At 69.2% G+C, this 25445-nt stretch carries 27 protein-coding genes; 15 read left to right on the top strand and 12 right to left on the bottom strand.

All coding sequences use genetic code 11. The features are described 5' to 3' along the window. The first annotated feature begins 140 nt into the window (after positions 1–140). Complete coding sequence (locus tag EOJ32_RS04660; RefSeq protein WP_127897851.1) at positions 141–515, top strand: hypothetical protein; 375 nt, start codon at positions 141–143, stop codon at positions 513–515. 3 nt (positions 516–518) lie between these two features. On the opposite strand, the gene plsY is transcribed toward EOJ32_RS04660, so the two are convergent. The 3 genes from plsY to EOJ32_RS04675 are packed head-to-tail and all read right to left on the bottom strand — an operon-like array spanning position 519 to position 3330. Beyond that, the gene (gene plsY, locus EOJ32_RS04665) at positions 519–1094 is read right to left on the bottom strand and encodes a glycerol-3-phosphate 1-O-acyltransferase PlsY (RefSeq protein ID WP_127897852.1); all 576 of its coding nucleotides are present in this window, start codon (positions 1092–1094) and stop codon (positions 519–521) included. Beyond that, positions 1091–2371: a dihydroorotase gene (gene pyrC, locus EOJ32_RS04670; protein ID WP_127897853.1), complete on the bottom strand. Its 1281-nt coding sequence runs from the start codon at positions 2369–2371 to the stop codon at positions 1091–1093. Before pyrC ends, plsY begins: the two co-directional genes overlap by 4 nt. Next, positions 2371–3330, bottom strand: coding sequence for an aspartate carbamoyltransferase catalytic subunit (locus tag EOJ32_RS04675; protein ID WP_045981080.1), 960 nt, complete (start codon positions 3328–3330; stop codon positions 2371–2373). Before EOJ32_RS04675 ends, pyrC begins: the two co-directional genes overlap by 1 nt. A 170-nt stretch (positions 3331–3500) precedes the next feature. On the opposite strand from EOJ32_RS04675, the gene EOJ32_RS04680 reads away from it, so the two are divergent. From EOJ32_RS04680 to EOJ32_RS04690, 3 genes are read left to right on the top strand one after another with little or no spacing between them, the layout of a single operon-like run. Further along, positions 3501–4874, top strand: coding sequence for an MATE family efflux transporter (locus tag EOJ32_RS04680; RefSeq protein ID WP_127897854.1), 1374 nt, complete (start codon positions 3501–3503; stop codon positions 4872–4874). A 25-nt stretch (positions 4875–4899) separates the two neighbouring features. Continuing rightward, positions 4900–5136 carry an Lrp/AsnC ligand binding domain-containing protein gene (locus EOJ32_RS04685; protein WP_045981082.1) on the top strand — a complete coding sequence of 79 codons (237 nt, stop codon included), beginning with the start codon at positions 4900–4902 and terminating at the stop codon, positions 5134–5136. Further along, positions 5136–6239 (top strand): pyridoxal phosphate-dependent aminotransferase, encoded by a 1104-nt coding sequence (locus EOJ32_RS04690; RefSeq protein WP_127897855.1) that lies wholly within the window; start codon positions 5136–5138, stop codon positions 6237–6239. The genes EOJ32_RS04685 and EOJ32_RS04690 overlap by 1 nt, the downstream gene beginning before the upstream one ends. On the opposite strand, the gene EOJ32_RS04695 is transcribed toward EOJ32_RS04690, so the two are convergent. The 4 genes from EOJ32_RS04695 to EOJ32_RS04710 all read right to left on the bottom strand — a co-directional run bounded on the left by EOJ32_RS04695 (position 6226) and on the right by EOJ32_RS04710 (position 10607). Next, entirely contained in the window at positions 6226–6549 is a 324-nt protein-coding gene (locus EOJ32_RS04695; protein ID WP_045981084.1) for a DnaJ family domain-containing protein, read from the bottom strand. The two genes, EOJ32_RS04690 and EOJ32_RS04695, sit on opposite strands and share 14 nt — an antisense overlap. A gap of 72 nt (positions 6550–6621) precedes the next feature. Then, entirely contained in the window at positions 6622–9654 is a 3033-nt protein-coding gene (locus EOJ32_RS04700; RefSeq protein WP_127897856.1) for a valine--tRNA ligase, read from the bottom strand. A gap of 102 nt (positions 9655–9756) precedes the next feature. After that, the gene (locus EOJ32_RS04705) at positions 9757–10107 is read right to left on the bottom strand and encodes a DUF1428 domain-containing protein (RefSeq protein ID WP_127897857.1); all 351 of its coding nucleotides are present in this window, start codon (positions 10105–10107) and stop codon (positions 9757–9759) included. A gap of 68 nt (positions 10108–10175) precedes the next feature. Next, positions 10176–10607 carry an Lrp/AsnC family transcriptional regulator gene (locus EOJ32_RS04710; protein ID WP_045981087.1) on the bottom strand — a complete coding sequence of 144 codons (432 nt, stop codon included), beginning with the start codon at positions 10605–10607 and terminating at the stop codon, positions 10176–10178. Between the two features lie 165 nt (positions 10608–10772). Here EOJ32_RS04710 and EOJ32_RS04715 point away from each other — a divergent pair, with 165 nt between their 5' ends. Both EOJ32_RS04715 and EOJ32_RS04720 read left to right on the top strand, forming a co-directional pair. After that, positions 10773–11927, top strand: coding sequence for a type III PLP-dependent enzyme (locus EOJ32_RS04715; RefSeq protein ID WP_127897858.1), 1155 nt, complete (start codon positions 10773–10775; stop codon positions 11925–11927). Positions 11928–11962: 35 nt separating this feature from the next. After that, positions 11963–13039, top strand: coding sequence for a DUF2235 domain-containing protein (locus EOJ32_RS04720; protein WP_127897859.1), 1077 nt, complete (start codon positions 11963–11965; stop codon positions 13037–13039). 7 nt (positions 13040–13046) lie between these two features. On the opposite strand, the gene metF is transcribed toward EOJ32_RS04720, so the two are convergent. Continuing rightward, positions 13047–13919, bottom strand: coding sequence for a methylenetetrahydrofolate reductase [NAD(P)H] (gene metF / locus EOJ32_RS04725; RefSeq protein ID WP_127897860.1), 873 nt, complete (start codon positions 13917–13919; stop codon positions 13047–13049). A 92-nt stretch (positions 13920–14011) separates the two neighbouring features. Here metF and EOJ32_RS04730 point away from each other — a divergent pair, with 92 nt between their 5' ends. From EOJ32_RS04730 to EOJ32_RS04740, 3 genes are all read left to right on the top strand, one after another. Then, a complete protein-coding gene (locus tag EOJ32_RS04730; protein WP_045981090.1) occupies positions 14012–14926 on the top strand; it encodes a LysR family transcriptional regulator in 915 nt (304 codons plus the stop codon). Positions 14927–14999: 73 nt separating this feature from the next. Next, positions 15000–15788, top strand: a complete 789-nt coding sequence (locus EOJ32_RS04735; protein ID WP_045981091.1) for an inositol monophosphatase family protein — start codon at positions 15000–15002, stop codon at positions 15786–15788. A 99-nt stretch (positions 15789–15887) separates the two neighbouring features. Beyond that, entirely contained in the window at positions 15888–16841 is a 954-nt protein-coding gene (locus EOJ32_RS04740; protein WP_127897861.1) for a DMT family transporter, read from the top strand. Here the strand turns inward: EOJ32_RS04740 and EOJ32_RS04745 are convergent. Then, positions 16807–18870, bottom strand: a complete 2064-nt coding sequence (locus tag EOJ32_RS04745) for a lytic transglycosylase domain-containing protein (RefSeq protein ID WP_127897862.1) — start codon at positions 18868–18870, stop codon at positions 16807–16809. The genes EOJ32_RS04740 and EOJ32_RS04745 overlap by 35 nt on opposite strands. A 123-nt stretch (positions 18871–18993) precedes the next feature. On the opposite strand from EOJ32_RS04745, the gene dapA reads away from it, so the two are divergent. Continuing rightward, positions 18994–19869, top strand: coding sequence for a 4-hydroxy-tetrahydrodipicolinate synthase (gene dapA, locus EOJ32_RS04750; RefSeq protein WP_046000330.1), 876 nt, complete (start codon positions 18994–18996; stop codon positions 19867–19869). A 64-nt stretch (positions 19870–19933) separates the two neighbouring features. On the opposite strand, the gene EOJ32_RS04755 is transcribed toward dapA, so the two are convergent. Together EOJ32_RS04755 and EOJ32_RS04760 are read right to left on the bottom strand one after the other, a co-directional pair. Further along, the gene (locus EOJ32_RS04755; RefSeq protein WP_127897863.1) at positions 19934–21133 is read right to left on the bottom strand and encodes a UbiH/UbiF family hydroxylase; all 1200 of its coding nucleotides are present in this window, start codon (positions 21131–21133) and stop codon (positions 19934–19936) included. A 71-nt stretch (positions 21134–21204) separates the two neighbouring features. Beyond that, complete coding sequence (locus tag EOJ32_RS04760; protein WP_045981093.1) at positions 21205–21867, bottom strand: pyrimidine 5'-nucleotidase; 663 nt, start codon at positions 21865–21867, stop codon at positions 21205–21207. A gap of 64 nt (positions 21868–21931) precedes the next feature. Here EOJ32_RS04760 and EOJ32_RS04765 point away from each other — a divergent pair, with 64 nt between their 5' ends. The 4 genes from EOJ32_RS04765 (at position 21932) to EOJ32_RS04780 (ending at position 24590) form a co-directional block, all read left to right on the top strand. Continuing rightward, the gene (locus tag EOJ32_RS04765; RefSeq protein ID WP_045981094.1) at positions 21932–22555 is read left to right on the top strand and encodes a GntR family transcriptional regulator; all 624 of its coding nucleotides are present in this window, start codon (positions 21932–21934) and stop codon (positions 22553–22555) included. Continuing rightward, entirely contained in the window at positions 22548–23180 is a 633-nt protein-coding gene (locus tag EOJ32_RS04770) for a DNA-3-methyladenine glycosylase (protein ID WP_127897864.1), read from the top strand. The genes EOJ32_RS04765 and EOJ32_RS04770 overlap by 8 nt, the downstream gene beginning before the upstream one ends. Then, positions 23177–23833 (top strand): alpha/beta hydrolase, encoded by a 657-nt coding sequence (locus EOJ32_RS04775; protein ID WP_045981096.1) that lies wholly within the window; start codon positions 23177–23179, stop codon positions 23831–23833. The genes EOJ32_RS04770 and EOJ32_RS04775 overlap by 4 nt, the downstream gene beginning before the upstream one ends. A gap of 157 nt (positions 23834–23990) precedes the next feature. Continuing rightward, on the top strand, positions 23991–24590 hold the full coding sequence (locus tag EOJ32_RS04780; RefSeq protein ID WP_045981097.1) for an HNH endonuclease: 600 nt from the start codon (positions 23991–23993) through the stop codon (positions 24588–24590). Positions 24591–24594: 4 nt separating this feature from the next. Here the strand turns inward: EOJ32_RS04780 and EOJ32_RS20050 are convergent, their stop codons facing one another. After that, the gene (locus tag EOJ32_RS20050; RefSeq protein ID WP_164871395.1) at positions 24595–24768 is read right to left on the bottom strand and encodes a hypothetical protein; all 174 of its coding nucleotides are present in this window, start codon (positions 24766–24768) and stop codon (positions 24595–24597) included. Positions 24769–24989: 221 nt separating this feature from the next. Between EOJ32_RS20050 and EOJ32_RS04785 the strand changes: the two genes are divergently transcribed. Further along, a complete protein-coding gene (locus EOJ32_RS04785) occupies positions 24990–25304 on the top strand; it encodes a multidrug efflux SMR transporter (RefSeq protein WP_045981098.1) in 315 nt (104 codons plus the stop codon). Positions 25305–25445 lie beyond the last annotated feature (141 nt).

Genomic DNA, 25445 nt, shown 5'->3' on the forward strand with positions numbered 1-25445 from the left:
CGTCCCGTCCCCCCGAACCCCCCTTGGGCGTCCCGCATAACGGATGCCGACGCACGCGAGTGTGAGCCGCGCCCGTCCGCGATGTCTTGATCTGGGCCGCCGGTGGTGGCACCCCGGCGCAAAAGATGCGGGGGCATGCGATGCGCGGTGATGTGATGCAATGGGTCGGCCGGTTGGTGGCCGCGGTCTTTGGGCTGGGGGTGCTGGCGCTGCTGGCGGCGGTCGTGCTGCTGATCCGGCAGGCTGAGGGGATGCCGCCCTGGCCGATCCTTCTGGGGCTGGTGGGTTTGGTCGCGCTGATCCTGCTGGCGGGGGCCTGCCTTGCGCTGATCTCGATCGCGGTGTCGGCGCGGCGGGGTGTCGATGCGCTGCAACGGTTGGGCGGCACGCTGCCTGTTGCCGCCGTCGAACCCGAGGCCGCCCCGCCGATGCAGGGGCCGTTCACGCCCACCGGTCTGGCCGCCGCGCCCGTGCGCGCCGTGCGTCCGGGACGCGGGTTGGTCGCCAAGCGCTGAGGATTACTTGCGGCCGATCCGGGGTTCGGTACCGGCCAGAAGGCGGCTGATATTGGCATGGTGCCGGATGAAGATCAGCACCGCCATGAAGGCCGCGACCGCCGCGATGTCGGTCCGCCCCAGGCCCCAGGCAAAGACCGGCGCCAGCGCGGCCGCCAGAAGCGCGCTGAGGCTGCTGATCCGGGTGATCGCGGCGGTCAGCGCCCAGGTCGTGCAGGCGATCAGGCCCAACGGCCAGTTCAGCGCGATCACCGTCCCGAGGAACGTGGCAACGCCCTTGCCGCCCTTGAAGCCCAGCCAGACCGGGAAGCAGTGACCCAGGAAAGCCGCGCCGCCGGCTAGGATCGCGGCGGTCTCTCCGCCGAAATGGCGGGCCAGCAGGACCGCGATGGCGCCCTTGCCCGAATCCAGCAGCAGCGTGGCCAGCGCGGCACCCTTGTTGCCCGTCCGCAGCACGTTGGTCGCGCCGATGTTGCCGGAGCCGATCTGGCGCAGATCGCCCAGGCCCAGGGCGCGCGTGATGACCAGGCCGAAGGGGACAGAGCCCAGAAGATAGCCGAAGACGGCCCAGAGGATCATGCATGTTCTCCGAAGACGGGGGTGCCCGCGACCCAGGTGCCCAGGACGCGGCCCTGCATGCGCGCGCCGTCGAAGGGGGTGTTCTTGGATTTGGACAAAAGCGCGAAACGGTCCAGCACGAAGGGTGCGTCGGGGTCGAACAGCACCAGATCGGCGGGGGCGCCGTCGGACAGGCGACCCGCCGAGAGGCCCAGCCTGCGCGCCGGGTTCAGCGCCATGGCGCGGAACAGCTGCGGCAGGGTCAGGCCGCCCTGGTGATACAGGCGCAGGGCCGCGGGCAGCAGGGTCTGCAGGCCCACGGCGCCGGGGGCCGCGGCCTCGAAAGGCAAGCGTTTGGATTCCTCGTCCTGGGGCGTGTGAAAGCTGGCGATGGTGTCGATCAGGCCTTGGGCCACGGCATCGACCATGGACAGACGGTCATCCTCCGACCGCAGCGGCGGCGTGAAGCGGAAGAAGGTCCGGTAATCGCCCACGTCGAACTCGTTCAGCGTCAGGTGGTGGATCGAGATCCCCGCCGTCACGTCCAGCCCCGCATCGCGTGCCCGCGCCAGGGCCGGAAGGCTGGCGGCCACGGTGATCTGGTCGGCGTGATAGCGCCCGCGCGTCATCGCGACCAGCGCCAGGTCGCGGTCCAGGCCCATCACCTCGGCCATGGGGGACACGGCGGGGATGCCATAAAGGGATGCGAACTTGCCGCTGGTGGCCGCAGCCCCCGCCGACAGGGACGGGTCCTGCGGATGGCCCACGATCAGCGCGTCTAGGCCGCGCGCATAGGTCATGCAGCGGCCCAAGAGCTTGGTGTCGCGCACCACCCGCACGCCGTCGGTGAAGGCCACCGCGCCCAGATCGGTCAGGAAGCCGATCTCGACCATCTCGCGGCCCTCGCGGGCCTTGGTCAGGGCGGCCATGTGGCGGATGTGGACGGGCGCGTCGCTGGCGCGGCGGGCGACGAATTCCAGCGCCTCGGGGGTGTCGATGGGGGGCGTGGTGTCGGGGCGCGCGATGATCGTGGTGACGCCGCCCGCCGCAGCGGCACGGCCGGCGCTGCGAAAACTTTCCTTGTGGCGTTCGCCCGGTTCGCCGATCTTGACACCCCAGTCGATCAGGCCGGGCGCCAGCGCGCGGCCGCGACAGTCGATGACGGTGGCGCCTTCGGGGGCGGCTTCCTCGGGCGCGCCGCGTCCGGCGATGCGGCCGTCGGTGACGCGCAGGCTGCCGATGTCGTCGGTCTGGGCCTCGGGGTCGATCAGGCGGGCGTTGCGGAAGATCAGGTCCATCACGATTCTCCGGCGGCGGCGCGGCCACGGCTGGCGCGCAGGTTGCGGGCCAGCAGGTCCAGGGCGGCCATGCGGACGGCGACGCCCATCTCGACCTGGTCCTGGATGACGCTGCGGTTGATGTCGTCCGCGATGGTGCCGTCGATCTCGACCCCGCGGTTCATGGGACCAGGATGCATGACGATCGCATCGGGCGCGGCCAGGGCCAGCTTTTCCGCATCCAGCCCGAAGCGGTGGAAATATTCGCGTTCGGACGGGATGAAGCCGCCATCCATCCGCTCCTTCTGCAGGCGCAGCATCATGACGACGTCGGCGCCGCGCAGCCCCTCGCGCATGTCCTCGTACAGTTCGACCCCCATGTCCGCCACGCCGGCGGGCATCAGCGTCGCGGGGCCGATCAGGCGGATGCGGTTCTCCATCTTGCCCAGCAGGATCAGGTTCGACCGGGCCACGCGGCTGTGGGCGATGTCGCCGCAGATGGCGATGGTCAGGCGCTGCAGCCGCCCCTTGGCGCGGCGGATGGTCAGCGCGTCCAGCAGGGCCTGGGTCGGATGTTCGTGCCGCCCGTCGCCCGCGTTGATGACCGCGCAGTTGACCTTCTCCGCCAGCAGGTTCACCGCGCCGGAATGCGGGTGGCGCACCACCAGAAGGTCGGGCTGCATCGCGTTCAGCGTCAGCGCCGTGTCGATCAGCGTCTCGCCCTTCTTCACCGACGACTGCGCGACGGCCATGTTCATCACGTCCGCGCCCAACCGCTTGCCTGCCAGTTCGAAGCTGGCCTGGGTGCGGGTCGAGTTCTCGAAGAACATGTTGATCTGGGTCATGCCGGCCAGCGCATCGGAATGCTTGACCGTGCGACGGTTCAGGCTGACGTAATCCTCGGACAGGTCCAACAGCGACACGATCTCGTCGGGCTTGAGATGGTCGATGCCCAGAAGATGGCGGGCGCGAAAGCTCATCGGGGGCCTCCTGGGGTCGGTGTTCGCGCGATCTATCGCAGATGGGGGCAGGGGCGGCAAGCCGCGCGGACCCGCCCCGCCACCGCCTTTCCGCCGATGCGGCGCGAAATGTTGCAGGGCGTGCAATGCCGCCCCTTGCCGCATTTTGCGGCTGCGGATATGGCAGGACGATGCACAGCCGATACCGCCCCCATGTTCTTGCGACCCTGTCGTTGGGCCTGCCGCTGATCGGCAGCCACCTGGCGCGCATGGCCATCGGCGTGGGCGACACGGTCATGGTCGGCTGGTACGGGGTCGAGCCGCTGGCCGCCCTGGTCATCGCGACCAGCTTCTTCCACATCCTGTTCTTTCTGGGCATGGGCTTCGGCATCGGCGTGCTGGGCCTGATCGCCGCCCATGTCGCCGCCGGCCGAGAGACCGAGGTCCGCCGCGGGGCCCGGATGGCGCTGTGGCTGTCGGCCGGCTATGCCCTGGCCGTGATGCCGCTGATGTGGTGGTCCGAACCGATCCTGCAGGCCCTGGGCCAGACCGACACGGTCAGCGCGCTGGCGCAGGATTACCTGCGCATCGCGGGCTGGGGCCTGGCGGTGGTCCTGGGCCAGCTGACCCTGTCGTCCTATCTGGCCGCGCTGGAGCGGACGCAGGTCGTCATGTGGGTCACCCTGGCCGGGCTGCCGTTGAACCTGGCGCTGAACTGGGTGCTGATCTTCGGCAACCTGGGCGCGCCCGAACTGGGCGTGCGCGGCGCCGCCATCGCCAGCGTCACCGTCCAGGTGGCCCAGCTGCTGGCCCTGATCGCCTATGCGGGCTGGGTGCCAGTCGCGCGCAAGTACAACCTGTTCCAGCGCTTCTGGCGCCCCGACTGGCAGGCCATGCGCCAGATCGCGCGGATCGGCTGGCCCATCGGGCTGACCATGGTGGCCGAGGGCGGGCTGTTCGTCGCCTCGAACATCATGATGGGCTGGATCGGGACGCCCCAGCTGGCCGCCCACGGCATCGCGCTGCAGATCACCTCGATCACCTTCATGGCGCATCTGGGGCTGTCCAACGCCGCGACCGTCCGGGTGGGCCAGGCCAAGGGCCGCGGCGATCGCGCCTGGATGCGCGATGCGGCGGTCACGGTCGTGTGGATGTCGCTGGCCTTTGCCGCCGTGGCCATCATGCTGTACCTGCTGTTCGCCGAACAGCTGGTGCGGCTGTATCTGGACCCGACCGATCCGCAGGCCCCGCAGATCGTGGCACTTGGCGCGATGCTGCTGATGTATGCCGCGCTGTTCCAGCTGACCGATGCGTTCCAGGTGATCGCCCTGGGCTTCCTGCGCGGGGTCCAGGACACGCAGGTGCCGATGTGGATCGCGGGCTTCAGCTATTGGGTCGTGGGCATGCCGGTGGCCTGGGCGCTTGCCTTTCCCCTGGGCTTCGGCCCCGCGGGCCTGTGGCTGGGCCTGTGCGTCGGGCTGACCTTTGCCGCGGTGCTGCTGATGCGGCGGTTCTGGCGCGGCCACGCGCGCGGGGACTGGACCCGCGCCGCGGCCACGGTCTAACCTGCCCCCAAACAGGAGCTTTTTCATGCGCGCCGTCTTCGTCCAGTTCCGCTGCGAGCCCGGCAGGACCTATCAGGTCGCCGAGGCCATCTACGACCGCGAGGTCGTCAGCGAGCTTTACTCCACCTCCGGCGATTTCGACCTGATCGCCAAGGTCTACATCCCCGAGGACCAGGATGTCGGCCGCTTCCTGTCGGACCGGCTGTTCGACATCCCCCATATCAGCCGCACCCTGACCACCATGACCTTTCGCGCGTTCTGATGCCGCCCTTTGCACCCCTGGTGGCGGGCCTGCCCGCGACCGTGCCCTTTGTCGGCCCCGAAACCCTGGAACGCCGCCGCGGCATGCCCTTCGCCGCCCGCCTTGGCGCGAACGAGAGCGCGTTCGGACCCAGCCCGCTGGCCGCCCGCGCCATGCGCGAGGCCGTGGGCCAGGTCTGGAAATACGGCGATGCGTCCAGCTTTGATCTGTCCCTAGCGCTGGCGGCCCATCACCGCACCACCCCGGACAGCATCATGGTCGGAGAGGGCATCGACGGCCTGCTGGGCAACCTGGTGCGGATGATGGTCGCGCCGGGCGATGCGGTGGTCACCTCGGACGGGGCCTATCCGACCTTCAACTATCACGTCGCGGGCTTTGGCGGGGTGCTGCACAAAGTCCCCTATCGCGACGACGCCGAAGATCCCGACGCCCTGGTCGCGCGCGCCCATGCCACCGGCGCGCGGCTGCTTTATCTGGCCAATCCCGACAATCCGATGGGCACCTGGCACGACGGCACGGTGATCGCGGCGATGCTGGACCGGCTGCCGGCCGACTGCCTGCTGGTGCTGGACCAGGCCTATGCGGAATTCGCGCCGGCCTCGGCCATTCCCAACATCGCGGCGGACGATCCGCGGGTGATCCGCATGCGGACCTTCTCCAAGGCCTATGGCCTGGCCGGGGCGCGCATCGGCTTTGCGATCGGCGCGCCGGACCTGATCGCGGGCTTTGACCGGGTGCGCAACCATTTCGGGGTGAACCGCATCGCCCAGGCCGGGGCGCTGGCCGCGCTGGCCGACCAGGGCTGGCTGGCCCATGTCGTGGCCGAGGTTCAGGCCGCCCGGCTGCGCATCGCCGATATCGGCGCCGCCAGCGGCCTGACCGCGCTGCCCTCGGCCACGAATTTCGTGGCGTTGGACACCCATCGCGATGGCGCCTTTGCCCGCGCCCTGATCGCCGCGCTGGAGCGCGAGGGCGTCTTCGCCCGCATGCCGGGTGTCGCCCCCCTGGACCGCTGCATCCGCATCAGCGCCGCACCGATCCACGAACTGGACGTGTTCGAGGACGCGCTGCCCCGCGCGCTGGCCGCCCTCAGTCCCGCATGAAGCGGCGTCGGGCCTCCTCGGCGATGGCCTGACGCATCTGCAGCCGGGCGATCTCGGCCAGCAGGGCCGCGCGTTCGGGGCCCTCGGGCATGTCGGACAGGCGGGCCCGCGCGGCGATCACCTGCTTCTTCAGCACGATCTCGGGCGGCAGCACCCCGGCCTGCGCCATGATCCGGAACCCCGCCGCCGTGGAGTCCGTCTCGATGGGCCGGTCAGGCAGGGGCCTGCCCTCGCCCTCAATCCCCGTCAGCTTGCCCTCGGCGCGGGCCTTCAGCATCATCCGCTCGGCGATCCGCTCCAGCCAGCCCATCCGCGCCTCCTTTGCGCCTTGCCGAAAGACCCTTGGCCCGGCCAACCCGAGAGGGCAGGCCGGGCCGCAGGCTCACATCGCCGCCAACTGCGTCAGCGCGGCCTGCAGGCGGGCGATGTCGTCCGCCAGCGCGGCCAGCTTGCCCGTGGTCTCCTCGATCACCTCAGCATCGGCATTCTCGACGAACTTGGGGTTCGACAGGCGCTTGGACAGGCCGTCGGCATCCTTGCGCAGCTTGGCCTCCGCCTTCTGCAGCCGCGCGGTCTCCGCCGCCACGTCGATCACGTCGCCGATGGGCAGCGCGAAGCTCGCCCCCTGCACCGACACCGCGATCATCCCCTTGCCCGCCACGCCATCGACGGGCGCGTTGACGCGGGCCAGCCGCTCGATCAGAGGGCCGTTGGCGGCCAGCGCCGCGCGGGCCGCGGCGTCCGCCTCGGTCACGACCAGGTCCAGCTTGGCGCCCGCCGGCACGCCCATCTGGGCGCGGGCGGACCGCACGCCTTCGATCAGCGCGATGACCCAGTTCATCTGCCGGTCGGCCTCTGCGTCGATCAGGTCGGCGCCCAGTTCCGGCCAGTCGCCATGGACCAGCATGCGGTCGCGGTCCCCGGTCAGCGCCCACAGCTCCTCGGTGACGAAGGGCATGATCGGGTGCAGCATGGCAAAGCACTGGTCCAGCACCCAGCCCATCGTGGCCCGCGTCTCCTCGGCATGCTCGCCGTCGAACAGCGGCTTGGCGAATTCCACGTACCAGTCGCAGACCTTGCCCCAGACAAAGGCGTAAAGCCCCGTCGCCGCATCGTTGAAGCGATAGGCGGCCAGCGCCTCGTCGACAGCCATCAGGATGCGCGCCGTCTCTCCGATGATCCAGCGGTTCACGGTATGGCTGGGCTGCGGACGCACCCCGCCGCCGCGCACGCCGTTCATTTCCGCGAAACGGGTGGCGTTCCAGATCTTGGTGACGAAGTTGCGGTTCACCTCGACATGCTTCGGCCCCAGCTTGGGGTCGCGACCCATCGCCGCCATGCTGGTCAGCGTGAAGCGCAGCGCATCCGCGCCATAGGCGTCCACCAGCGTTAGCGGGTCGATGACATTGCCCTTGGACTTGGACATCTTGGCGCCCTTCTCGTCGCGCACCAGCCCGTGGACATAGACGGTCCTGAACGGCACATCGCCCACGACCTCCAGCTGCATCATCATCATCCGGGCGACCCAGAAGAAGATGATGTCGAAGCCCGTGACCAGCACGTCGGTCGGGAAATACTTCTTCAGCTCCTCGGTCGGCTCGGGCCAGCCAAGCGTCCCGATGGGCCACAGGCCCGAACTGAACCAGGTATCCAGCACATCCGGGTCGCGTGCGATCCAAACGTTGTTGATTGTCATGGGACCGTCCGCCGGACCACCACCGCCCGCGGAAGGCAGCGACAAGCGTTGGACGTTCTCAGACTTCGACTCCATCCGCTCAGCTTGAACCGTGATCGACCGGCCATATTTCTCCGCGTATCGCGATATGGCTAGATCAATCGCCTCGGCCTCACTCGCCGCGCAAAATTGTTCGCCCCACAAATCGACGACTTCGCCATCCTCGTTCAGAGATGGCCCGTACCAAACCGGGATCTGGTGGCCCCACCACAGCTGGCGGCTGATGGTCCAGGGCTCGATGTTCTCGAGCCAGTTGAAATAGACCTTCTTGTGCTGCTCGGGCAGGATCTCCGTTCGGCCCGACCGCACGGCCTCCAGCGCGGGTTCGACGATGCGCGCGGTGTCCACGAACCACTGGTCGGTCAGCATCGGCTCGATCACGACGCCGGACCGGTCGCCAAAGGGCTGCATGATCGGCTTGGCGTCGATCACGGGACGGCGTTCCAGATGCTCGGCGCCGGTTTCGGGCTCGATCTCACGGTGCAGATAGGTGACGGCCAGGCCCTCGGCGGTGATCGCATCGATCACGCGCTTGCGGGCGTCGAACCGGTCCAGGCCGCGCAGGTCGTCGGGCACCAGGTTCACGGCGGTGACGTCGCCCACATCCTCGCCCGCGGCGGCGCGGGAGGCGATGGCGGCGCTGTCGGCATAGGACAGCCCGTCGGCGCGCATCGCGCCCTTGCCGTCCATCAGCGCATAAAGCGGGATGCCGTTGCGCATCGCCACGCCATAGTCGTTGAAATCATGCGCGCCGGTGATCTTGACCGCGCCGGACCCGAAATCGGGGTCGGGGTATTCGTCGGTGATGATCGGGATCAGGCGGCGGTGTTCCTTGGGGCCGACCGGGATCTCGACCAGCTTGCCGACGATGGGGGCATAGCGCGCGTCTGACGGATGCACGGCAACCGCGCCGTCGCCCAGCATGGTCTCGGGGCGGGTCGTGGCGATGCTGATGTAATCGCGCGTCTCGCGCAGGGTCACGCGGCCGTCTTCGTCGCGTTCCACGTATTCATAGGTCTCGCCACCGGCCAGCGGGTACTTGAAGTGCCACATGTGGCCCGGAACCTCGCGGTTCTCGACCTCCAGGTCGCTGATCGCGGTCTCGAAATGCGGGTCCCAGTTCACCAGCCGCTTGCCGCGATAGATGATTCCCTTGGTGTAGAGATCCACGAAGACCCGGATCACCGCGTCATGGAAATTGCCCTCCTCGCCCGCGGGCGCGCCCGGGGCCCCGGACATGGTGAAGGCATTGCGGCTCCAGTCCGCGCTGGCGCCAAGGCGCTTCAGCTGGTTGATGATCGTGTCGCCGGATTCCCGCTTCCAGTCCCAGATCTTGGCGGTGAAGGCCTCGCGCCCGATCTCGCGCCGGCCGGGTTCGCCCCGTTCGGCCATGCGGCGTTCGACGACCATCTGGGTGGCGATGCCCGCATGGTCCTGACCCGGCTGCCACAGCGTGTCAAAGCCCCGCATCCGGTGCCAGCGGACCAGGATGTCCTGCAGCGTGTTGTTCAGCGCATGGCCGATATGCAGGCTGCCGGTGACGTTGGGGGGCGGGATCATCACGGTGAAGGTTTCCGACCGCCGGGCAGCGGCCCCGGCGGCAAAGGCGTTCCGGCGTTCCCATTCGGCCGCGATCCGGGCCTCGGCATCCGCCGCGTCAAAGCTTTTGTCCATCGTCATCGCATCACCCCATCTGTTGCAGCGGGATTAGCGAATGCGGGGCCAAAGGCCAAGCCCGTCGGCACCGGGCATGTCATCCGGGGCGGTTCGCGGCCGGGCCCGTCAGCGCAGGTCCACGATGGGGGCAAAGCCGCCCCAGAACATGCGCGCGCCGTCAAAGGGCATGTCGGCCATGTCGGGGTGGTCCTCTGTCATCATCGCGGCCCATGCGGCATCCGCGGTGGCGCGGTCGGGCCATTCGATCCAGGACAGCACCGGGATCTCGTCGCCGATGGCCTCGGTCGCGCGATAGAAATCGGTGCGCTTGCCGTGGGGCACGTCCTCGCCCCAGCATTCGACCAGGCGCAGCGCGCCGTGACGCTTGAACGCCGGCCAGGCCCTGGTCGCGTGATCGGCATATTCGTCGCGCTTGTCCGCGGGCACGGCCAGCACGAAGCCGGAATAATAGCTCATCGTATCCTCCCTTGCGTCGGTGCGCACAGTGTCCGCCCGCAGGGGATTCGAGGCAACAGGCGTCGCGCCTAGACGGCGCGATCCAGCTTTGTCGCCAGGTGGATCAGGCTTTCGGACGACCGCACGCCCTCGATCCCGCCGATGCGGTCCAGCGTTTCGTCCAGTTCGGTTGTCGAGGATGTGGCCAGCTGCAGCAGCAGGTCGACCCGGCCGCTGGTGGTGTGCACACGCTCGACCTGGGGCAGGGACTTGAGCCGCGACAGCACGCCGGGCTGGGCACGGGGCTCGATGCCCAGCAGGACGGTGGCGCGGATGCGGGCCCCGCGCGCGGCCTCTCCCAGGCGCAGCGTGTATCCGGCGATGGCACCGGTGCTCTCCAGCCGCTCCAGCCGGGCCTGCACGGTCGAGCGCGCGACGCGCAGGCGGCGGGCCAGCACCGCCACCGACATGCGCGCGTCGCCCGACAGCTGCGCCAGAATGTTGCGATCCAGATCGTCCAAAGCCGCGCCTGCCTGCCTGTTTCGTCAAAATGACATGAACTGCGTCATAATAACCGGGATGACATGCGATTCTAGCCTTTTCATCGGTGAAATCGGAACTCAAAAGCGCCATTCCGGGTTGCAGGACCGCAACCCATCATCCAGCCTCGTGCGAAAGGAACCGCAATGGGACAACAGAAGACCGTCTGGGAAAATCCGGCCGAGGTCATCCGACATCTGGCCCCGGAACATCCGGTCATGGTCTTCGCGCCGACAGTCTTGCAGGACCGTGCGCGGCAATTCATCGACGGTTTTCCGGGGCTGGTGACCTATGCGGTCAAGTCCAACCCCGACGAGGCCGTGATCCAGAACCTTGTCGCCGCCGGCATCCGCGGTTTCGACGTGGCCTCGCCCTTCGAGATCGACCTGATCGGCCGCATGGCGCCGCATGCTGCGCGCCATTACCACAATCCCGTCCGCGCAAGGTCCGAGATCGCGCACGGCGTGTCCCAGAACATCCGCGCCTGGTCCGTGGACAGCCGGTCCGAACTGGACAAGCTGTTCGATCAGGTGCCGACCCAGGTCGACGGCAAGGGGGTCGAGATATCGCCCCGCTTCAAGCTGCCGGTGCTGGGCGCGGCCTATGACTTCGGCTCCAAGTTCGGTGCATCGCCCGAACTGGCGGCCGAGCTGCTGGCAGAGGTCGCGCGCCGTGGATACGTCCCGTCGCTGACCTTCCATCCGGGCACGCAATGCACCGACCCGATCGCATGGGAAAGCTATATCCGCGTATCCAAGGACATCTGCGACATGGCGGGCGTGCGCGCGGTGCGCCTGAACGTGGGCGGCGGTTTCCCCTCGCACCGCGTCGTGGGCGTCGAGCCCGACCTGACCTCGATCTTCCAGGAGATCTCCGACACCGTGACCGAGATGTTCGGCGCCGACGCGCCCGACCTGGTCTGCGAACCGGGCCGCGGCATCGTGGCCGACGCCTATGCGCTGATCACCCGGGTCAAGGGCGTGCGCGACGGCGGTCACGTGTTCCTGAACGACGGCGTCTATGGCGGCCTGGCCGAGCTGCCGATCATCGGCAACATCGACCGCATCGAGGTCCTGACCCCCAAGGGCACCCCGCGCGAGGGCGAGGCCGGCGGCCGCGTCATCTTTGGCCCGACCTGCGATTCGGTCGACCGCCTGCCGGGCGAACTGGCGCTGCCCGACACGATCCAGGAAGGCGATTTCGTGATCTTCCACGGCGCGGGCGCCTATTCGACGGTCACGAACACGCGATTCAACGGTTTCGGCGCGATGACCAACGCGACCGTGATGCGGCTGTCGTAACGGTTTGCTCATGCCCCCATGCTAGGCTTGGGGGCATGAGCGTGACCAGACCACCCACCATCCATGTCGTGCTGATGGACGGCACCTTCGCGTCGCTGGCCGATGGCAGGCGCAGTTCCATCGGCCGCATCCACCGCCTGCTGACGGGCCAGCTGGGCGCCCTGCCGCCCGGACGCATTCGCGTCCATTACGGCATGGGACAGCAATGGACCCGATGGCGCACGCTGCCCGACCTGGTCATGGGCCGCATCCTGGAAACCCGCATCACCGATGCCTATGGCTGGCTGGCCAGCGGCTATCGCCCCGGCGACCGGATATTCATGCTGGGCTATTCCCGCGGGGCCTTCGCGGTCCGCAGCCTGGCGGGGATGATCAGCCGCGTGGGCCTGCTGCAGGCGCAGGCGGCGACCGAACGCCACATCCGGCTGGCCTGGCGCTATTACCACCAGGGGGGCACGCCGCAGGCGATGGCCGCGTTCCGGCGCAGGCGCTGTCATGCGCAGGCGCCGATCCGCATGGTCGGCTGTTTCGATACCGTGATGGCCCTGGGCCTGCGCCTGCCGGTGCTGTGGATGCTGACGGAACCGCGGTTCCGCTTTCACGACGCGCATCTGGGGCAGGGGATCGAGCACGGGTTCCAGGCCCTGGCCCTGGATGAGACCCGCGCCGCCTTTGCGCCGCTGCTGTGGGACGATGCCCATGCGGCGGGCCGGATCGAGCAGATGTGGTTTCGCGGCGCGCATCCCGACATCGGCGGACAGCTGTCCGGGTTCGAGATGTCGCGGCCCTTGGCGAACATCCCGCTGGTCTGGATGCTGGATCGGGCCGAACAGGTCGGCCTGCCGTTGCCGCCCGGATGGCGGGGGCTGTTTCCGGGAGATGCCGCGGCGCCGTCAATCGGGTCGTGGCGCAATTGGGGCAAGGCGTTCCTGGCGCGCACGCCCCGCCTTGCCGGCCGCTACATGACCGAGGCGCTGCATCCGACGGTGCCAAGACCCGTTGCCGGCCCGGCCCGCCTGACCGGACACCTGACTGCGCACCGCCCGCCGCGTCGCAGATCGCCCGCCACCATCGCCGCGCGCTGGCGCCGCCCGCCCGTCGATCCGGCCTAAGGGGTGGTCAGGCCACGGCCTCCAGCCCGGCCTTGGGGCGCACACCCAGGGCGGCGCAGACGTCGCGGGTCAGTTCGGGACGGTTCAGCGTATAGAAATGCAGCTGGTCCACGCCGCCCGCGATCAGCTTTTCGCACAGGTCCACCGACAGGTCGGTCGCAAGCGCACGCTGTGCGTCGGGGCCGTCCAGGGCCGCAAGCTGGAACGCCTCCTCGGCCCAGTCCGGGACGGTGGTGTTGCAGGTCGCGGCGAACCGCTTGGTCCCGGCCCAGCTTTGGACCGGCAGCAGGCCGGGGATGATCGGCGCGTCGATGCCGGCCGCGACGCATTTGTCGCGAAAGCGGAAAAAGGTTTCGGGTTCGAAGAAGAACTGCGTGATGGCGCTGGTGGCCCCGGCCTCGATCTTGCGCTTCAGCCAGGTCACGTCGGCATCGCCATCGGCGCTGTCCGGGTGCGGTTCGGGATAGGCACCGCAGCGGATCGTCATGTCGCCGCGCGCGGCGATCGCCTCGATCAGTTCGACCGAGTTGGCGAAGCCGTCGTCATGCGGGGTGAAGCGGTCGGCCCCCTTGGGCGCATCGCCGCGCAGCGCCACGATCTGGGTGATCCCGGCATCGGCATAGGACTGCACGATCTCCATCGTCTCGGCGCGGGTGGCCTCGACGCAGGTCAGATGCGCCGCCACCTGCAACCCGAACTGGCGGTTGATCGTGGTCACGGCCTCATGGGTCAGCTTGCGGGTCGTGCCGCCGGAGCCATAGGTGACCGACACGAAATCGGGGGCCAGCGGGGCCAGCACCTTGGCGGTCTCCCACAGCTTGAACGAGGCTTCCAGCGTCTTGGGCGGGAAGAACTCAAAGCTGACGTTCGGCGTGGTCATGGCGAATCCCTTCGTGTTGGCGGCTCTTGTGCCATGGGGCACGGCGTGAAACAAATTCATAATCTTCAACATCAACGTGAGGGCGTTTCATCATGCATCTGGAACTGCGCCATCTGCGCACCGTGCATGCGATCCACGAACAGGGCGGCCTGGCCCGCGCCGCCGAGGTGCTGAACATCACGCAGAGCGCGCTGTCCCACCAGGTCAAGGCGCTGGAGGAGCAGTCGGGTGCCCAGCTGTTCGTGCGTCGCGCCAAGCCCATGCGCCTGTCCGCCGCGGGCATGCGCCTGCTGCGCCTGGCCGAACAGGTCCTGCCCCTGGTCGAGGCGACCGAGGCAGAGTTCAAGGGCGTCGAGGCCGGGCGCATCGGCCGGTTGCACATCGCGATGGAATGCCACGCCTGCTTTGACTGGCTGCTGCCGGTCTTGGATATCTTTCGCCGCGCCTGGCCCGACGTGGACGTGGACATCCGCCAGCGCCTGGCCTTTGGCGCGCTGCCCGCGCTGGTGCGCGAGGAGGTGGACCTGGTGATCTCCTCGGACCCCGAGGATCTGGCGGGCGTCACCTTTCAGCCGCTGTTCGACTATGCGCCGACCCTGGTCGTGCCGGCGGGACATCCGCTGGCGGCCAAGGGCCATGCCGATCCCGCCGATCTGGCCGCCGAGACGCTGATCACCTATCCGATGGACCGCGCACGGCTGGACGTCTTCAGCCAGTTCCTGACGCCCGCGAACATCGAACCCGCGCGCCAGCGCACGGTCGAGCTGACCGCGGTGGCGCTGATGCTGGTGGCATCGGGGCGGGGCGTCGCGGTCATGCCGGACTGGGTCCTGCGGCGCGAGGCCGCGAACCCGGAACTGGTGCTGCTGCCGCTGGGGCCGCAGGGGATCCGCCGCCGTCTGTACGCGGCGGTGCGGTCGGACGACCTGTCGCAGCCCTACATGGCGCATGTGCTGCGCCTGTCGCGCACCGAACCCCTGCGGATGCTGCGCGGCCCGTCCAGCTAGGCCGGCGCGTGATGCTTGGCTTTCCGCCGCGTCTGCCCTATGACGCGGCCAACCCCAATTCCCGGAGCACCCGATGGCAAGCGCCAATCTGAACGTGATGATCAAGGCCGCCCGCAAGGCGGGTCGCGCCCTCGTCAAGGACTTCCGCGAGGTCGAGAACCTTCAGGTCAGCGTCAAGGGCGCCGGCGATTTCGTCACCCGCGCCGACCGCGAGGCCGAACGCCTGATCAAGGAAGAGCTGATGACCGCCCGCCCCAGCTATGGCTGGCTGGGCGAGGAGACCGGCAAGACCGAGGGCGACGACCCCACCCGTCGCTGGATCGTGGACCCGCTGGACGGGACGACGAACTTCCTGCACGGCCTGCCGCACTGGGCCGTCTCCATCGCGCTGGAGCACAAGAAGGAGATCGTCGCCGCGGTTATCTTCGACGCCGCCAAGGACGAGATGTTCGTGGCCGAAAAGGGCACCGGCGCCTATATGAACGATCAGCGCCTGCGCGTGTCGGGCCGCACCAAGCTGTCCGAATCGGTGTTCTCGACCGGGATCCCGCATGCCGGGACCGGCCCGCTGCCCGCGATGATCCAGGATCTGGCCCAGCTGATGCCCGTCTGTGCGGGCGTGCGCGGTTTCGGGTCCGCGGCGCTGAACCTGGCCTATGTCGCCGGCGGCCGGTTCGACGGCTATTGGGAACGCGGCACGAAATCCTGGGACGTGGCCGCGGGCATCCTGATGGTGCGCGAGGCCGGCGGTTTCGTCCACGGCATCCGCGAGGGCGACGATCCGCTGGAATCGGGTCGCCTCATCGCGGCGAACCCCACCCTGCTGGACCCCTTCGCCAAGATCATCCGCGCCCGCGACTAGGCTGCAACAGGTCAGGGTTGCAGACCATGCAACGCTGACCCTCGCTTGACCTTGCGGAATGGCGGGCGCAACAGGGGGCAACCCTGAAGGCGCCCGCTTATGTCCGACGACCGACCGACCCAGCCCTATGCCGCATCCGCCGCCGTCGCGGCGCCGCCCCCGGTTCCGCCGCAGGGGCAGGCCCCCGTCCGCGACCGCACCGGCCTTGCCATCGCCATGATGTGCGCGGTCAGCCTGATCTTCGCCTTCCAGGACGTGTTCTCTCGCATCCTGGGCGGGGGCTATCCGCCGGTGCTGATCGTGATGATCCGGTACTGGGTCTTTGCGCTGTTCGTGATCGCGCTGGTCGCACGCCAGCCGGGCGGGTTGAAACGCGCCATCCGCACGAAACGCCCCCTGACCCAGATCGCCCGCGGCGTGATCCTGGCGCTGGAGGTGCTGATCATGGTCGAGGCCTTCGTCCGCCTGGGCCTGATCGAGACGCATGCGGTCTTTTCCGTCTATCCGCTGCTGGTCGCGGCCCTGTCCGGGCCTGTCCTGGGCGAGGCGGTCGGATGGCGGCGCTGGACCGCCATTGCGGTGGGCTTTGCCGGGATCATCGTGATCCTGAACCCCGGCGGCGGGGTCATCAGCATGGCGGCGCTGCTGCCCTTTGCGGCCGCGCTGATGTTCGCGCTGTACGGCCTGCTGACGCGACATGTGTCGCGCGACGATCCGGCGATGGTCAGCTTTTTCTGGACCGGCGTGTCGGGGGCGGTGGCCATGACGCTGGTGGGCATCTGGGACTGGCAGTGGCTGGCACCGATGGACTGGGTCTGGATGGGCTGCCTGTGCGTCTGCGGCATGACCTCGCATTACCTGATGATCCGCAGCTATGAGCTGGCCGAGGCGTCGGCCCTGCAGCCCTTCGGCTATACGCAGCTGGTCTGGGTCAGCATCCTGGGCGTGGTCCTGTTCAACGAGACGCTGCGCGCCAACGTGGTGATCGGGGCAGCGATCGTCGTCGCGGCCAGCCTGTTCACTCTGTGGCGACAGCGGATGCGGTCGCGCTGAACCAGCCTTCGGGCAGGCGCGGTCCGATGAAGGGCTTGGGCCGCGGCTTGGCCGACAGGGCCAGCGTCAGCCGCGCCGGCGGGGGCGGCACCGCACCGCCGCCCGACAGGTCCCACCGGGTGACGACCGGCGCGGGCGTGCCATGGATGCGTGCACGATAGATCGGCAGCGCCTCGGCAACGCGCATGACGTAATTGCGCGTCTCGTCGAAGGGGATCATCTCGACCCAGTCCACGGGATCGGCATCGCGGCGCAGGTCGCCGAAATCGTTCAGCCAACGCGCGGACCGCCCCGGCCCGGCATTGTAGCCCGCCGCTATCAGCGCCACGGACGGGCCGAACCGGTCGGCCAGGTCGATCAGGTATTGCGACCCGATCCGCGCGTTGTAGCTGGCATCGCTGGACAGCCGCGCCAGGTCATAGGGCATGCCGATCTGGCGCGTGACCTGTTCGGCGGTGCCGGGCATCACCTGCATCAGCCCCTGCGCGCCGACGGGGCTGGAGGCCGTGTGGTTGAATTCGGATTCCTGCCGCGCGATGGCCATGACCAGTTCCGGCGGCGGACCCAGATCCTCGCGCTCCAGCCCGGTCAGGGGGAAATGTGCGACGGGCCAGATCACGCCCTGGTTCGCCGACTGCTTGGCCAGGCGCAGCCCGTGCCAGGGGGTCCCGGCCTCGTACATCAGGCGCGACATGCGGGCGATGTCGTCGGGGGCCGCGGTTTCCGCCAAGTGCAGCAGAAAGCGCTGCGCATCGTCGCGCCGTCCGCTGGCAACCAGCCACAGGCCTGCGCGAAAGATCGGATTCTCGCGCAGCGCACTGCCGCGCCAGTCGGGCAGGGTGTCGATGGCCGCGTCGGCCACGGCGTAATCGGCGGGCAGGCTGCGGCCGACCTTCTCCATCGCCAGCTGACCGTAATAGGTGCCGGGCAGGTCGGCTGCGGCACCAAAGGCCGTGCGTGCGGCGGCATCGTCGCCCAGGGCCTCATGCGCGCGACCCTGCCAGTAGAAGGCGCGCGACTTGCTGATCGCGGCGCCGACGACGGTTTCCAGATGGTCGAAATGCGTCAGCGCGCGGGCCGCATCGCCGGTCTTCAACGCGGCAAAGCCCGCCAGCCATTCCAGGTCGGCGTAATGGCGGTTGTCGGGCGTCAGGAAATGCGGCGTGGCCAGGCGCAGCGCGCGGTCCCAGTCGCCGTTCCGCATGGCCAGCCGCGTGTAATCCACCCGCATCGACGCCCATCGCGCCGGAACGCGCAGCGCCTCCGCGCTGGTCGAGGATTCCAGCAGCAGGGCCTGGGCGCCCTCATGCTGCTTTGCGCCCACGCGCCAGTCGAAGCGGTCCATCGCCAGGCCCGGATCGGAGCGCAGGTCGGCAGGCAGCGCCAGGATCAGGTCGTCGACGCCGGCACGGCCCGCCTGCACGGCGATCCGGGCGCGGGGCAGGGGGCGGTCGGCCTCGGGCAGGCGGGGCAGCAGGCGTTCGGCCTGTGCCCATTCCCCCGCATCCAGCATCGCGGTGATGCGCGCGGGGATCAGCGGCAGCAGTTCGGGAAAGGCGGCCAGCAGGGCGGCCTCGTCCTCGGCCGGCAGGGGTTGCGTGGTGAAGAAGGCCTGGCGGGTCCGGGCGGCATCGGCGTCGGGCAGGATCGCGGTCAGCGCGTTCAGGCCGGCCCGCGTGGTGGGGCTGCGGCCGTCGAACCACAGGCGGATGTCGTCGGGATCGGCGCCGGGGCGCAGCCGCGTCTCTCCGCGCTGGATCAGCAGGTCGAGGCCGGGCCAGTCGGGATGGTTGCGCAGAAAGCCCGCGTAATCGGCGAAATCGCCGTGGCCTGCGCGCAGGGCGTGCCAGCCGACCAGCGCCTCGCCCAGGGGGCCTGCGGCGCGGGCGGCGTCGCGTGCGGTCACCCAGTCCTGGACCTGGGTCGCGGCCAGGGCCAGCGCCATCGCGCCCGGATCCTCGGCCCGTGCGGGCAGGGCCAGGGACAGGGCCAGAAGGCCCGCCATCGTCATGTCACGCAGAAGTCGCATCACCACCCTGTGTCACCGTCAAACGCCCCGCGTGCAATTCACAACCTTGGCAAGTTCGCGGCCCTTGGTTAGGGATGGCCGCGCAATTGCCTGCTTTCACCAAGGATCATCATGGAGCGTGTCATGTTCAAAGGGTCGATGCCAGCCCTGGTCACGCCGTTCACCCCGGACGGCGAGCTGGATCTGGACACGCTGAAGAAGCTGGTCGAATGGCATGTCGAACAGGGCAGCCACGCCATCGTGCCCGTGGGCACCACCGGCGAAAGTCCCACCCTGACCCATGACGAGCATCGCACCGTCATCGAGGAGGTGGTGCGTGCGGTGAACGGTCGCATCCCGGTCATCGCGGGTGCCGGGTCGAACTCCACGCGCGAGGGCATCGGCCTGCTGCAGCACGCGGCCAGCGTGGGCGCGGATGCGGGACTGGTCGTCACGCCCTATTACAACAAGCCGACGCAGGCGGGGCTGATCGCGCATTACACCGCGCTGACCGAGGCCTGCGATCTGCCGATCATCATCTACAACATCCCCGGGCGGTCGGTTGTCGACATGATGCCCGAGACGATGGGCGTCCTAGCGAAGATCCCCTCGATCATCGGGGTCAAGGACGCGACCGGCAAGCTGGAGCGCGTGAGCTGCCAGCGCATGACCTGCGGGGCGGACTTCATCCAGCTGTCCGGAGAGGATGCGACGGCCCTGGGCTTCAACGCGCATGGCGGCGTGGGCTGCATCAGCGTGACCGCGAACGTCGCGCCGCGCCTGTGCGCGCAGTTCCAGGAGGCCACGCTGCGCGGCGATTACGCGGCGGCGCTGGAGATCCAGGACCGGCTGATGCCGCTGCATCTGGCGATCTTCGTCGAGCCGGGGCTGGTGGGCGCGAAATACGCGATGTCGCGCCTGGGCCTGTGCCATGAGCGGGTGCGCCTGCCGCTGACGCCGCTGACCGAACCGACGCGCCATCTGATCGACGCGGCGCTGGAGCATGCGGGCCTGATCTGAGTGCGTCCCGCGACGGCGGGGGGCCAGCCCCCCGCACCCCCCGGTGTCGCGCGGTGCCGGTGTCTTAGCTGAGACCCAGGCCGGCCCGCATCATCATCCGGCGCACGGGCGCGATTCCGTACAACCCGCCCAGAGCCGCGGCGCGCAGGTCGCGCAGCGGGCGCAGCTGCGCCTGGCTGGCGCGATTCAGGGCGTCGATGGCCAGGATGCGTGCATAGGCGTCCGGACGGCGCGTGCGGTTGTAGCGGGCAAGGCTGTCGGCGCTGCCCGGATCGGCGCGGCTGAGCTCCAGCAGCGCCGAGAGGTCGGCCAGGCTCATGTTCAGGCCCTGCGCGCCGATGGGGGGCAGGACATGCGCGGCCTCGGCGATCAGCGCGGTGCGGGGGCCGGCGAAGCGGTCGGCGATCTGGCTGACGATCGGCCAGGCGGTCAGGGGGGTCGCCTGGCGCAGGTGGCCCAGCACCCCGGCGGAGCGGTCGTTCAGCGCGGCTTCGAAGCCTGGGGCGGGCAGGGCCAGCAGCGCGTCGATGGCGGCGGCGTCGTCCATCCAGACCACGGCCGAACCGGGCTGTCCGTCGCGGTCGGGCAGGGGGACCAGCGTGAAGGGCCCGCCGGAGCGGTGCACCTCGGTCGAGACGTTGTGGTGGGGCTGTTCATGCGTCACGGCAAAGGCCAGCGCCTTTTGCCCATAGCGCCAAGTGCGCACCCCGATGCCCAGGGCGCGACGGACCGCCGAATCGCGGCCATCCGCGCCAATCAGCAGGCGGGCGCGCAGGCGGCGGCCGTCGGTCAGGGTCACGACCGCACCTTCGGATCGGGGCAGGACCGTCGCCGTGCCAGTGCCGTGGATCACCCGGACCGAGGGCAGGGCGCGGGTGCGGGCCATCAGCTCGCGCCGCATCAGCCAGTTGGGCAGGTTCCAGCCAAAGGGCTGGTCGCCGATCTCGGCCGCGTCGAAGTCGCGGGTCAGGCGCGGCGTGGCGGTGGCGCCCCCGGCATCGACGATGCGCATCACCTGCAACGCGGTGGCGTGGCGGGCGAGGCGCTCCCACAGCCCGATGCGTTCGAAAAGCGCGACCGAGGGCATCAGGAAGGCGGTCGAGCGCAAGTCGGCGCCCGCCGCGTCCTCCTCCGTCACCGGGGGGGCGGGATCGACGCAAAGGACCGAGAACCCTTGGGCCCCGAAGGCGCAGGCGGCGATCAGCCCGGCCAACCCGCCGCCCGAGATCAGGATGTCGATGTCGTCGATGCGCGTGTCGGTCATGGCAGGCCCCTTCGGTTCCGGGTCAGACTGCCCCGCCGCGCGGGCGGGGGAAAGGGGCGGCGCTGTCGCAGTCAGACCAGCGCGCGCAGAAAGCCGGTCAGGTCATGGGTGCGGTGCTGGACATGCGGGCCGACCCCCCCGGTCAGCGCGTCGGGCCCGTGGCGACCGTCGCCCACCAGCACGGTGCGCATGCCCAGGTCGTGCGGCACGATCAGGTTGCGCGGGTCATCCTCGAAGAACGCGGCCCGCGTGGGGTCGATGCCGGACGCGGCCAGGATCGGCGCATAGGCGCGCGGGTCGGGCTTGGGGTGAAAGCCCGCCTCCTCGATGCCGTATACGGCGTCGAACAGGTCCTCGGGCAGGGCGCGGGCGGCCAGCACGCGGCGGGCATAACCCGCGTCGCCATTGGTGTGGATGATCCGCCGTCCCGGCAGGGCCGCGATGGCCGCGGCCAGGTCCGGGTCGGGGGTCAGCACCGAAAAGTCGATGTCGTGCACGTCGGCCAGATAGGCCGCGGGATCGACCTGATGTTCGGCCATCAGCCCGGCCAGCGTGGTGCCGTGCAGCCGCCAGTAATCCGCGCGCAGGCGGTTCGCATGATCCTGCGGCACGTCCAGCGCGCGCATCATCCAGGCGGTCATCCGGACCTCGATCTGCGCGAAAAGCTGCGCCTCGGGCGGGTAGAGGGTGTTGTCCAGATCGAAGATCCAGGCGGTGACATGCGAAAAATCCATGGCAGAGGCATAGCTTGCGCGCTGGCCGCTTGCAATTCGGCGCGCGCGGGCCAATCGTTCGCGGATGAAAGACGCCTATTCCCTGATCCTGACCGCCATCGAGGGCGGCACATACCGCCCTGGCGACCGGCTGGTCGAATCCGAGCTGGCCGAGCGGTTCGGCGTCAGCCGCACCCCCGTGCGCGAGGCGCTGCAGCGGCTGGAGACCCAGGCCATGCTGGTGCGCGACGGGCGCAGCCTGATCGTCGCATCGCTGGACCACAACCAGTTGGCCGAGCTGTACACCGTGCGGGCGGAGCTGGAGGCGCTGGCCGCCCGCCTGGCTGCCCGCCACGCGACGCCCGAGGAGGTGCGCGTGCTGGCCCAGATGGTCGAGGAGGACCGCCGCACCAAGGGCGACCCCGAGGCGCTGGCGCGGGCCAACAAACGATTCCACCGGCAGATCCATCTGGCATCGCACAACCGCTATCTGGTGCAGCAGCTGGACCTGGTGCATCGGACCATGGCGCTGATGGCGCGGACCTCGCTGGCCGCCGAGGGGCGGGGCGAGACCGCGCTGGCCGAACATGCCCGCATCGTCGAGGCGATCGCGGCAGGGGACGGGGCGGCGGCGGACCGCGCACTGCGCCAGCATATCTCGATGGCGTGGGAGACGCGGCTGAAGCTGGAGGCGCAGGCGGGTGGCTGAGCCGCGCCTGATCCTGACGCAGGCCGACATCGACGAAGGGGCCGCGCATCTGGCGGCCGTCTGCCCGGTCTGGGCGCGGGTGCTGCCCCAGCTTGGCCCGCTGCCCTTGCGCCGCCAGCCGGACGGGTTCGCGGCGATGGCGCAGGCCATCGTGGGCCAGCAGGTCTCGGTCGCGGCGGCGGCGGCGATCTGGGGGCGGCTGCAGGCCGCGGGGCTGGACCGGGAGGCGACCCTGCGAGAGGCCCATGACGACAGCCTGCGTGCCGCGGGGCTGTCGCGTCCCAAGGCGCGCTATCTGAGGGGGATCGCCGCGGCGGGGCTGGACTGGCAGGGCCTGCGCGATCTGCCCGATGATGAGGCCATGGCGCGGCTGGTGGCCCTGCCGGGCATCGGGGTCTGGACGGCCGAGATCTATCTGAAATTCGCACTGGGCCGCCGGGATGTTTTCGCGGCGGGCGACCTGGCACTGCAGAAGGCGGCGCGCGGCATGTACGGCTTGTCCGAACGGCCCGGGCCCAAGGCGCTGCGCGCGCTGGCCGAGCCTTGGGCACCGTGGCGCGCGGTTGCGGCGCGGGGGCTCTGGGCCTATTACCGCTGGGCCAAAGGACGCGAGGGAATATCATGACTGAACCGCTGCAATCCGCCCGCCGGGGCCCCGAGAAGGCCGGATCGGTCGTCGTCTTCCTGCACGGCTATGGCGCCGACGGGACAGACCTTCTGGGCCTGTCCGAGCCGCTGGCGCCGCATCTGCCCACGACGGCCTTCTATGCGCCCGACGCGCCCGAGCCGTCGCGCAACAATCCGATGGGGTTCCAGTGGTTCCCGATTCCCTGGCTGGACGGATCGTCCGAGGTCGATGCCCGCATCAGCATGGGCCAGTCGGTGACTGCGCTGAACGAATTCCTGGACACCGTGCTGGCCGCCGAGGAGCTGACCCCCGACCGGATGGTGCTGGTGGGCTTTTCCCAAGGCACGATGATGGCGCTGCACGTGGCCCCGCGCCGCGACGTGGCCGTGGCGGGGGTCGTCGGATTTTCGGGCCGCCTGCTGACCCCCGAGGTCCTGGCGGAGGAGGCGCGGGTCAAGCCGCCGGTCCTGCTGATCCATGGCGACCAGGACGAGGTGGTGCCCTTCGACGACATGTCCCTAGCCGGCCAGACCCTGCAGGAGGCGGGATTCACCGTCTATGGCCACGTGATGCAGGGGACCGGGCACGGCATCTCTCCGGACGGGTTGTCGGTCGCGCTGGCCTTTCTGAAGGAGCATCTGCCCGACTGATCGCGGGGTCGTCACGCTGCTGTCATCCTGGGCGTCTATGGGATGGTCCGTCGGGAATAGATGCGGGGGCTTGCCAGATCACCGCCGCCAGATATAGTCGACGCAACGGATCTGACGGGCGCCCCGGTCAACCCCACGGGGCAGACGGGAAGGCGCTATGCTGGACGACCATCTTCATTCCGATTTCCGAACGCAGTTCGTGCGCGAGCCGGCCAACCTGCGCCATTTCCCGGCGCTGGTCCTGAATGCCGACTACCGGCCGCTGTCCTATTACCCGCTGTCGCTGTGGCCGTGGCAGGAGGCGATCAAGGCGGTGTTCCTGGACAGGGTGACCATCATCGCCGAATACGACCACGAGGTGCGAAGCCAGCGACAGGCGTTCCGCATCCCCTCGGTGGTGGTGCTGAAGGATTTCGTCCGACCCCAGAAGCGCGTGGCATTCACGCGCTTCAATCTTTTTCTGCGGGACGAATTCTGCTGCCAGTATTGCGGGGCCAAGGGCGATCTGACCTTCGACCATGTCGTGCCGCGGTCGCGCGGCGGGATCACCAGCTGGGAGAACGTGGTCGCGGCCTGTTCGCCCTGCAACCTGAAGAAGGCCAACCGCAGCCTGCGCCATTCCGGCATGCAGCTGCGCAAGCCCGCGCGCCGACCGTCGGCGGACGAGATGCATGCGATCGGGCGGCGCTTTCCGCCGAACCATCTGCACGACAGCTGGATGGACTTCCTGTATTGGGACGCCGAACTGGACAGCTGAGCGATCAGCCGTCGTGATCGTGGCGGTCGCGGTTGTTCAGATGCACCAGCACCGCACCGCTGAGCGCAAGCAGCAGGAAGGCGATCGGGGGAACGCCCGCCGACAGCCCTGCCCACAGCGTCACCGCGGCGGCCAGGATCGTCACGGCGATCAACGCGAGGAAATGGGTCAGCGGCATGGGACACTCCTTCTCCTGACATCCAATATGGGCCGCATGGGTCGGGTTGGGAAGGCCATGCGGAGAATGCGCGACGTTTTGACGGGGACGGGGCGGGATCGCGCCGAGATCCGGCGTCTTGACCGGGGGAATCAGGCGTCCTAGATGGGGCGGCAGAGGACGACCTCCCCCTGACGGGCTGACACTTCCGGGACGGCCCGGATCATTCGGAGGGTTCAGCCATGCCATGGCTTCTTCTGTTCACGGCCGGTCTTCTGGAAATCGTCTGGGCGACGGCGATGAAATATTCGGCCGGCTTCACGCGCCCCATCCCTACCATCGTGATGGTCGTCGGCATGATCGCGTCGTTCTGGCTGCTGGCGACGGCGATGCGGTCGCTGCCCCTGGGGACGGCCTACATGGTCTGGACGGGCATCGGCGCGGTGGGCAGCTTTGTCGTGGGCGTGGTGTTTCTGGCAGAACCCGTCACCGCGATGCGCATGGCGGCGGCGGGGATGATCGTCGCGGGCATCGTCACGATGAAGCTGGCCTCCTGACAGGCCCGATGGCGGGGCGCGCTTGCGTCCCGCGACGGCCGGGGGCGCTGCGCCCCCCGGACCCCCCGCCGCGTCGCGCCCTGCCGACAGAAAACCGCGAAATTCCCGCGTCGGGGGTAATTTCCTTCCGCGCCGAGGGGT

Origin of the sequence: Paracoccus sp. Arc7-R13 (assembly GCF_004010775.1) — a bacterium.
Lineage (GTDB): Bacteria > Pseudomonadota > Alphaproteobacteria > Rhodobacterales > Rhodobacteraceae > Paracoccus > Paracoccus marcusii.

Coding starts and splice junctions, on each gene's coding strand:
- EOJ32_RS04660 (WP_127897851.1), top strand. CDS start 141: ATGCGCGGTGATGTGATGCAATGGGTCGGCCGGTTGGTGGCCGCGGTC.
- plsY (WP_127897852.1), bottom strand. CDS start 1,094: ATGATCCTCTGGGCCGTCTTCGGCTATCTTCTGGGCTCTGTCCCCTTC.
- pyrC (WP_127897853.1), bottom strand. CDS start 2,371: ATGGACCTGATCTTCCGCAACGCCCGCCTGATCGACCCCGAGGCCCAG.
- EOJ32_RS04675 (WP_045981080.1), bottom strand. CDS start 3,330: ATGAGCTTTCGCGCCCGCCATCTTCTGGGCATCGACCATCTCAAGCCC.
- EOJ32_RS04680 (WP_127897854.1), top strand. CDS start 3,501: ATGCACAGCCGATACCGCCCCCATGTTCTTGCGACCCTGTCGTTGGGC.
- EOJ32_RS04685 (WP_045981082.1), top strand. CDS start 4,900: ATGCGCGCCGTCTTCGTCCAGTTCCGCTGCGAGCCCGGCAGGACCTAT.
- EOJ32_RS04690 (WP_127897855.1), top strand. CDS start 5,136: ATGCCGCCCTTTGCACCCCTGGTGGCGGGCCTGCCCGCGACCGTGCCC.
- EOJ32_RS04695 (WP_045981084.1), bottom strand. CDS start 6,549: ATGGGCTGGCTGGAGCGGATCGCCGAGCGGATGATGCTGAAGGCCCGC.
- EOJ32_RS04700 (WP_127897856.1), bottom strand. CDS start 9,654: ATGACGATGGACAAAAGCTTTGACGCGGCGGATGCCGAGGCCCGGATC.
- EOJ32_RS04705 (WP_127897857.1), bottom strand. CDS start 10,107: ATGAGCTATTATTCCGGCTTCGTGCTGGCCGTGCCCGCGGACAAGCGC.
- EOJ32_RS04715 (WP_127897858.1), top strand. CDS start 10,773: ATGGGACAACAGAAGACCGTCTGGGAAAATCCGGCCGAGGTCATCCGA.
- EOJ32_RS04720 (WP_127897859.1), top strand. CDS start 11,963: ATGAGCGTGACCAGACCACCCACCATCCATGTCGTGCTGATGGACGGC.
- metF (WP_127897860.1), bottom strand. CDS start 13,919: ATGACCACGCCGAACGTCAGCTTTGAGTTCTTCCCGCCCAAGACGCTG.
- EOJ32_RS04730 (WP_045981090.1), top strand. CDS start 14,012: ATGCATCTGGAACTGCGCCATCTGCGCACCGTGCATGCGATCCACGAA.
- EOJ32_RS04735 (WP_045981091.1), top strand. CDS start 15,000: ATGGCAAGCGCCAATCTGAACGTGATGATCAAGGCCGCCCGCAAGGCG.
- EOJ32_RS04740 (WP_127897861.1), top strand. CDS start 15,888: ATGTCCGACGACCGACCGACCCAGCCCTATGCCGCATCCGCCGCCGTC.
- EOJ32_RS04745 (WP_127897862.1), bottom strand. CDS start 18,870: ATGCGACTTCTGCGTGACATGACGATGGCGGGCCTTCTGGCCCTGTCC.
- dapA (WP_046000330.1), top strand. CDS start 18,994: ATGTTCAAAGGGTCGATGCCAGCCCTGGTCACGCCGTTCACCCCGGAC.
- EOJ32_RS04755 (WP_127897863.1), bottom strand. CDS start 21,133: ATGACCGACACGCGCATCGACGACATCGACATCCTGATCTCGGGCGGC.
- EOJ32_RS04760 (WP_045981093.1), bottom strand. CDS start 21,867: ATGGATTTTTCGCATGTCACCGCCTGGATCTTCGATCTGGACAACACC.
- EOJ32_RS04765 (WP_045981094.1), top strand. CDS start 21,932: ATGAAAGACGCCTATTCCCTGATCCTGACCGCCATCGAGGGCGGCACA.
- EOJ32_RS04775 (WP_045981096.1), top strand. CDS start 23,177: ATGACTGAACCGCTGCAATCCGCCCGCCGGGGCCCCGAGAAGGCCGGA.
- EOJ32_RS04780 (WP_045981097.1), top strand. CDS start 23,991: ATGCTGGACGACCATCTTCATTCCGATTTCCGAACGCAGTTCGTGCGC.
- EOJ32_RS20050 (WP_164871395.1), bottom strand. CDS start 24,768: ATGCCGCTGACCCATTTCCTCGCGTTGATCGCCGTGACGATCCTGGCC.
- EOJ32_RS04785 (WP_045981098.1), top strand. CDS start 24,990: ATGCCATGGCTTCTTCTGTTCACGGCCGGTCTTCTGGAAATCGTCTGG.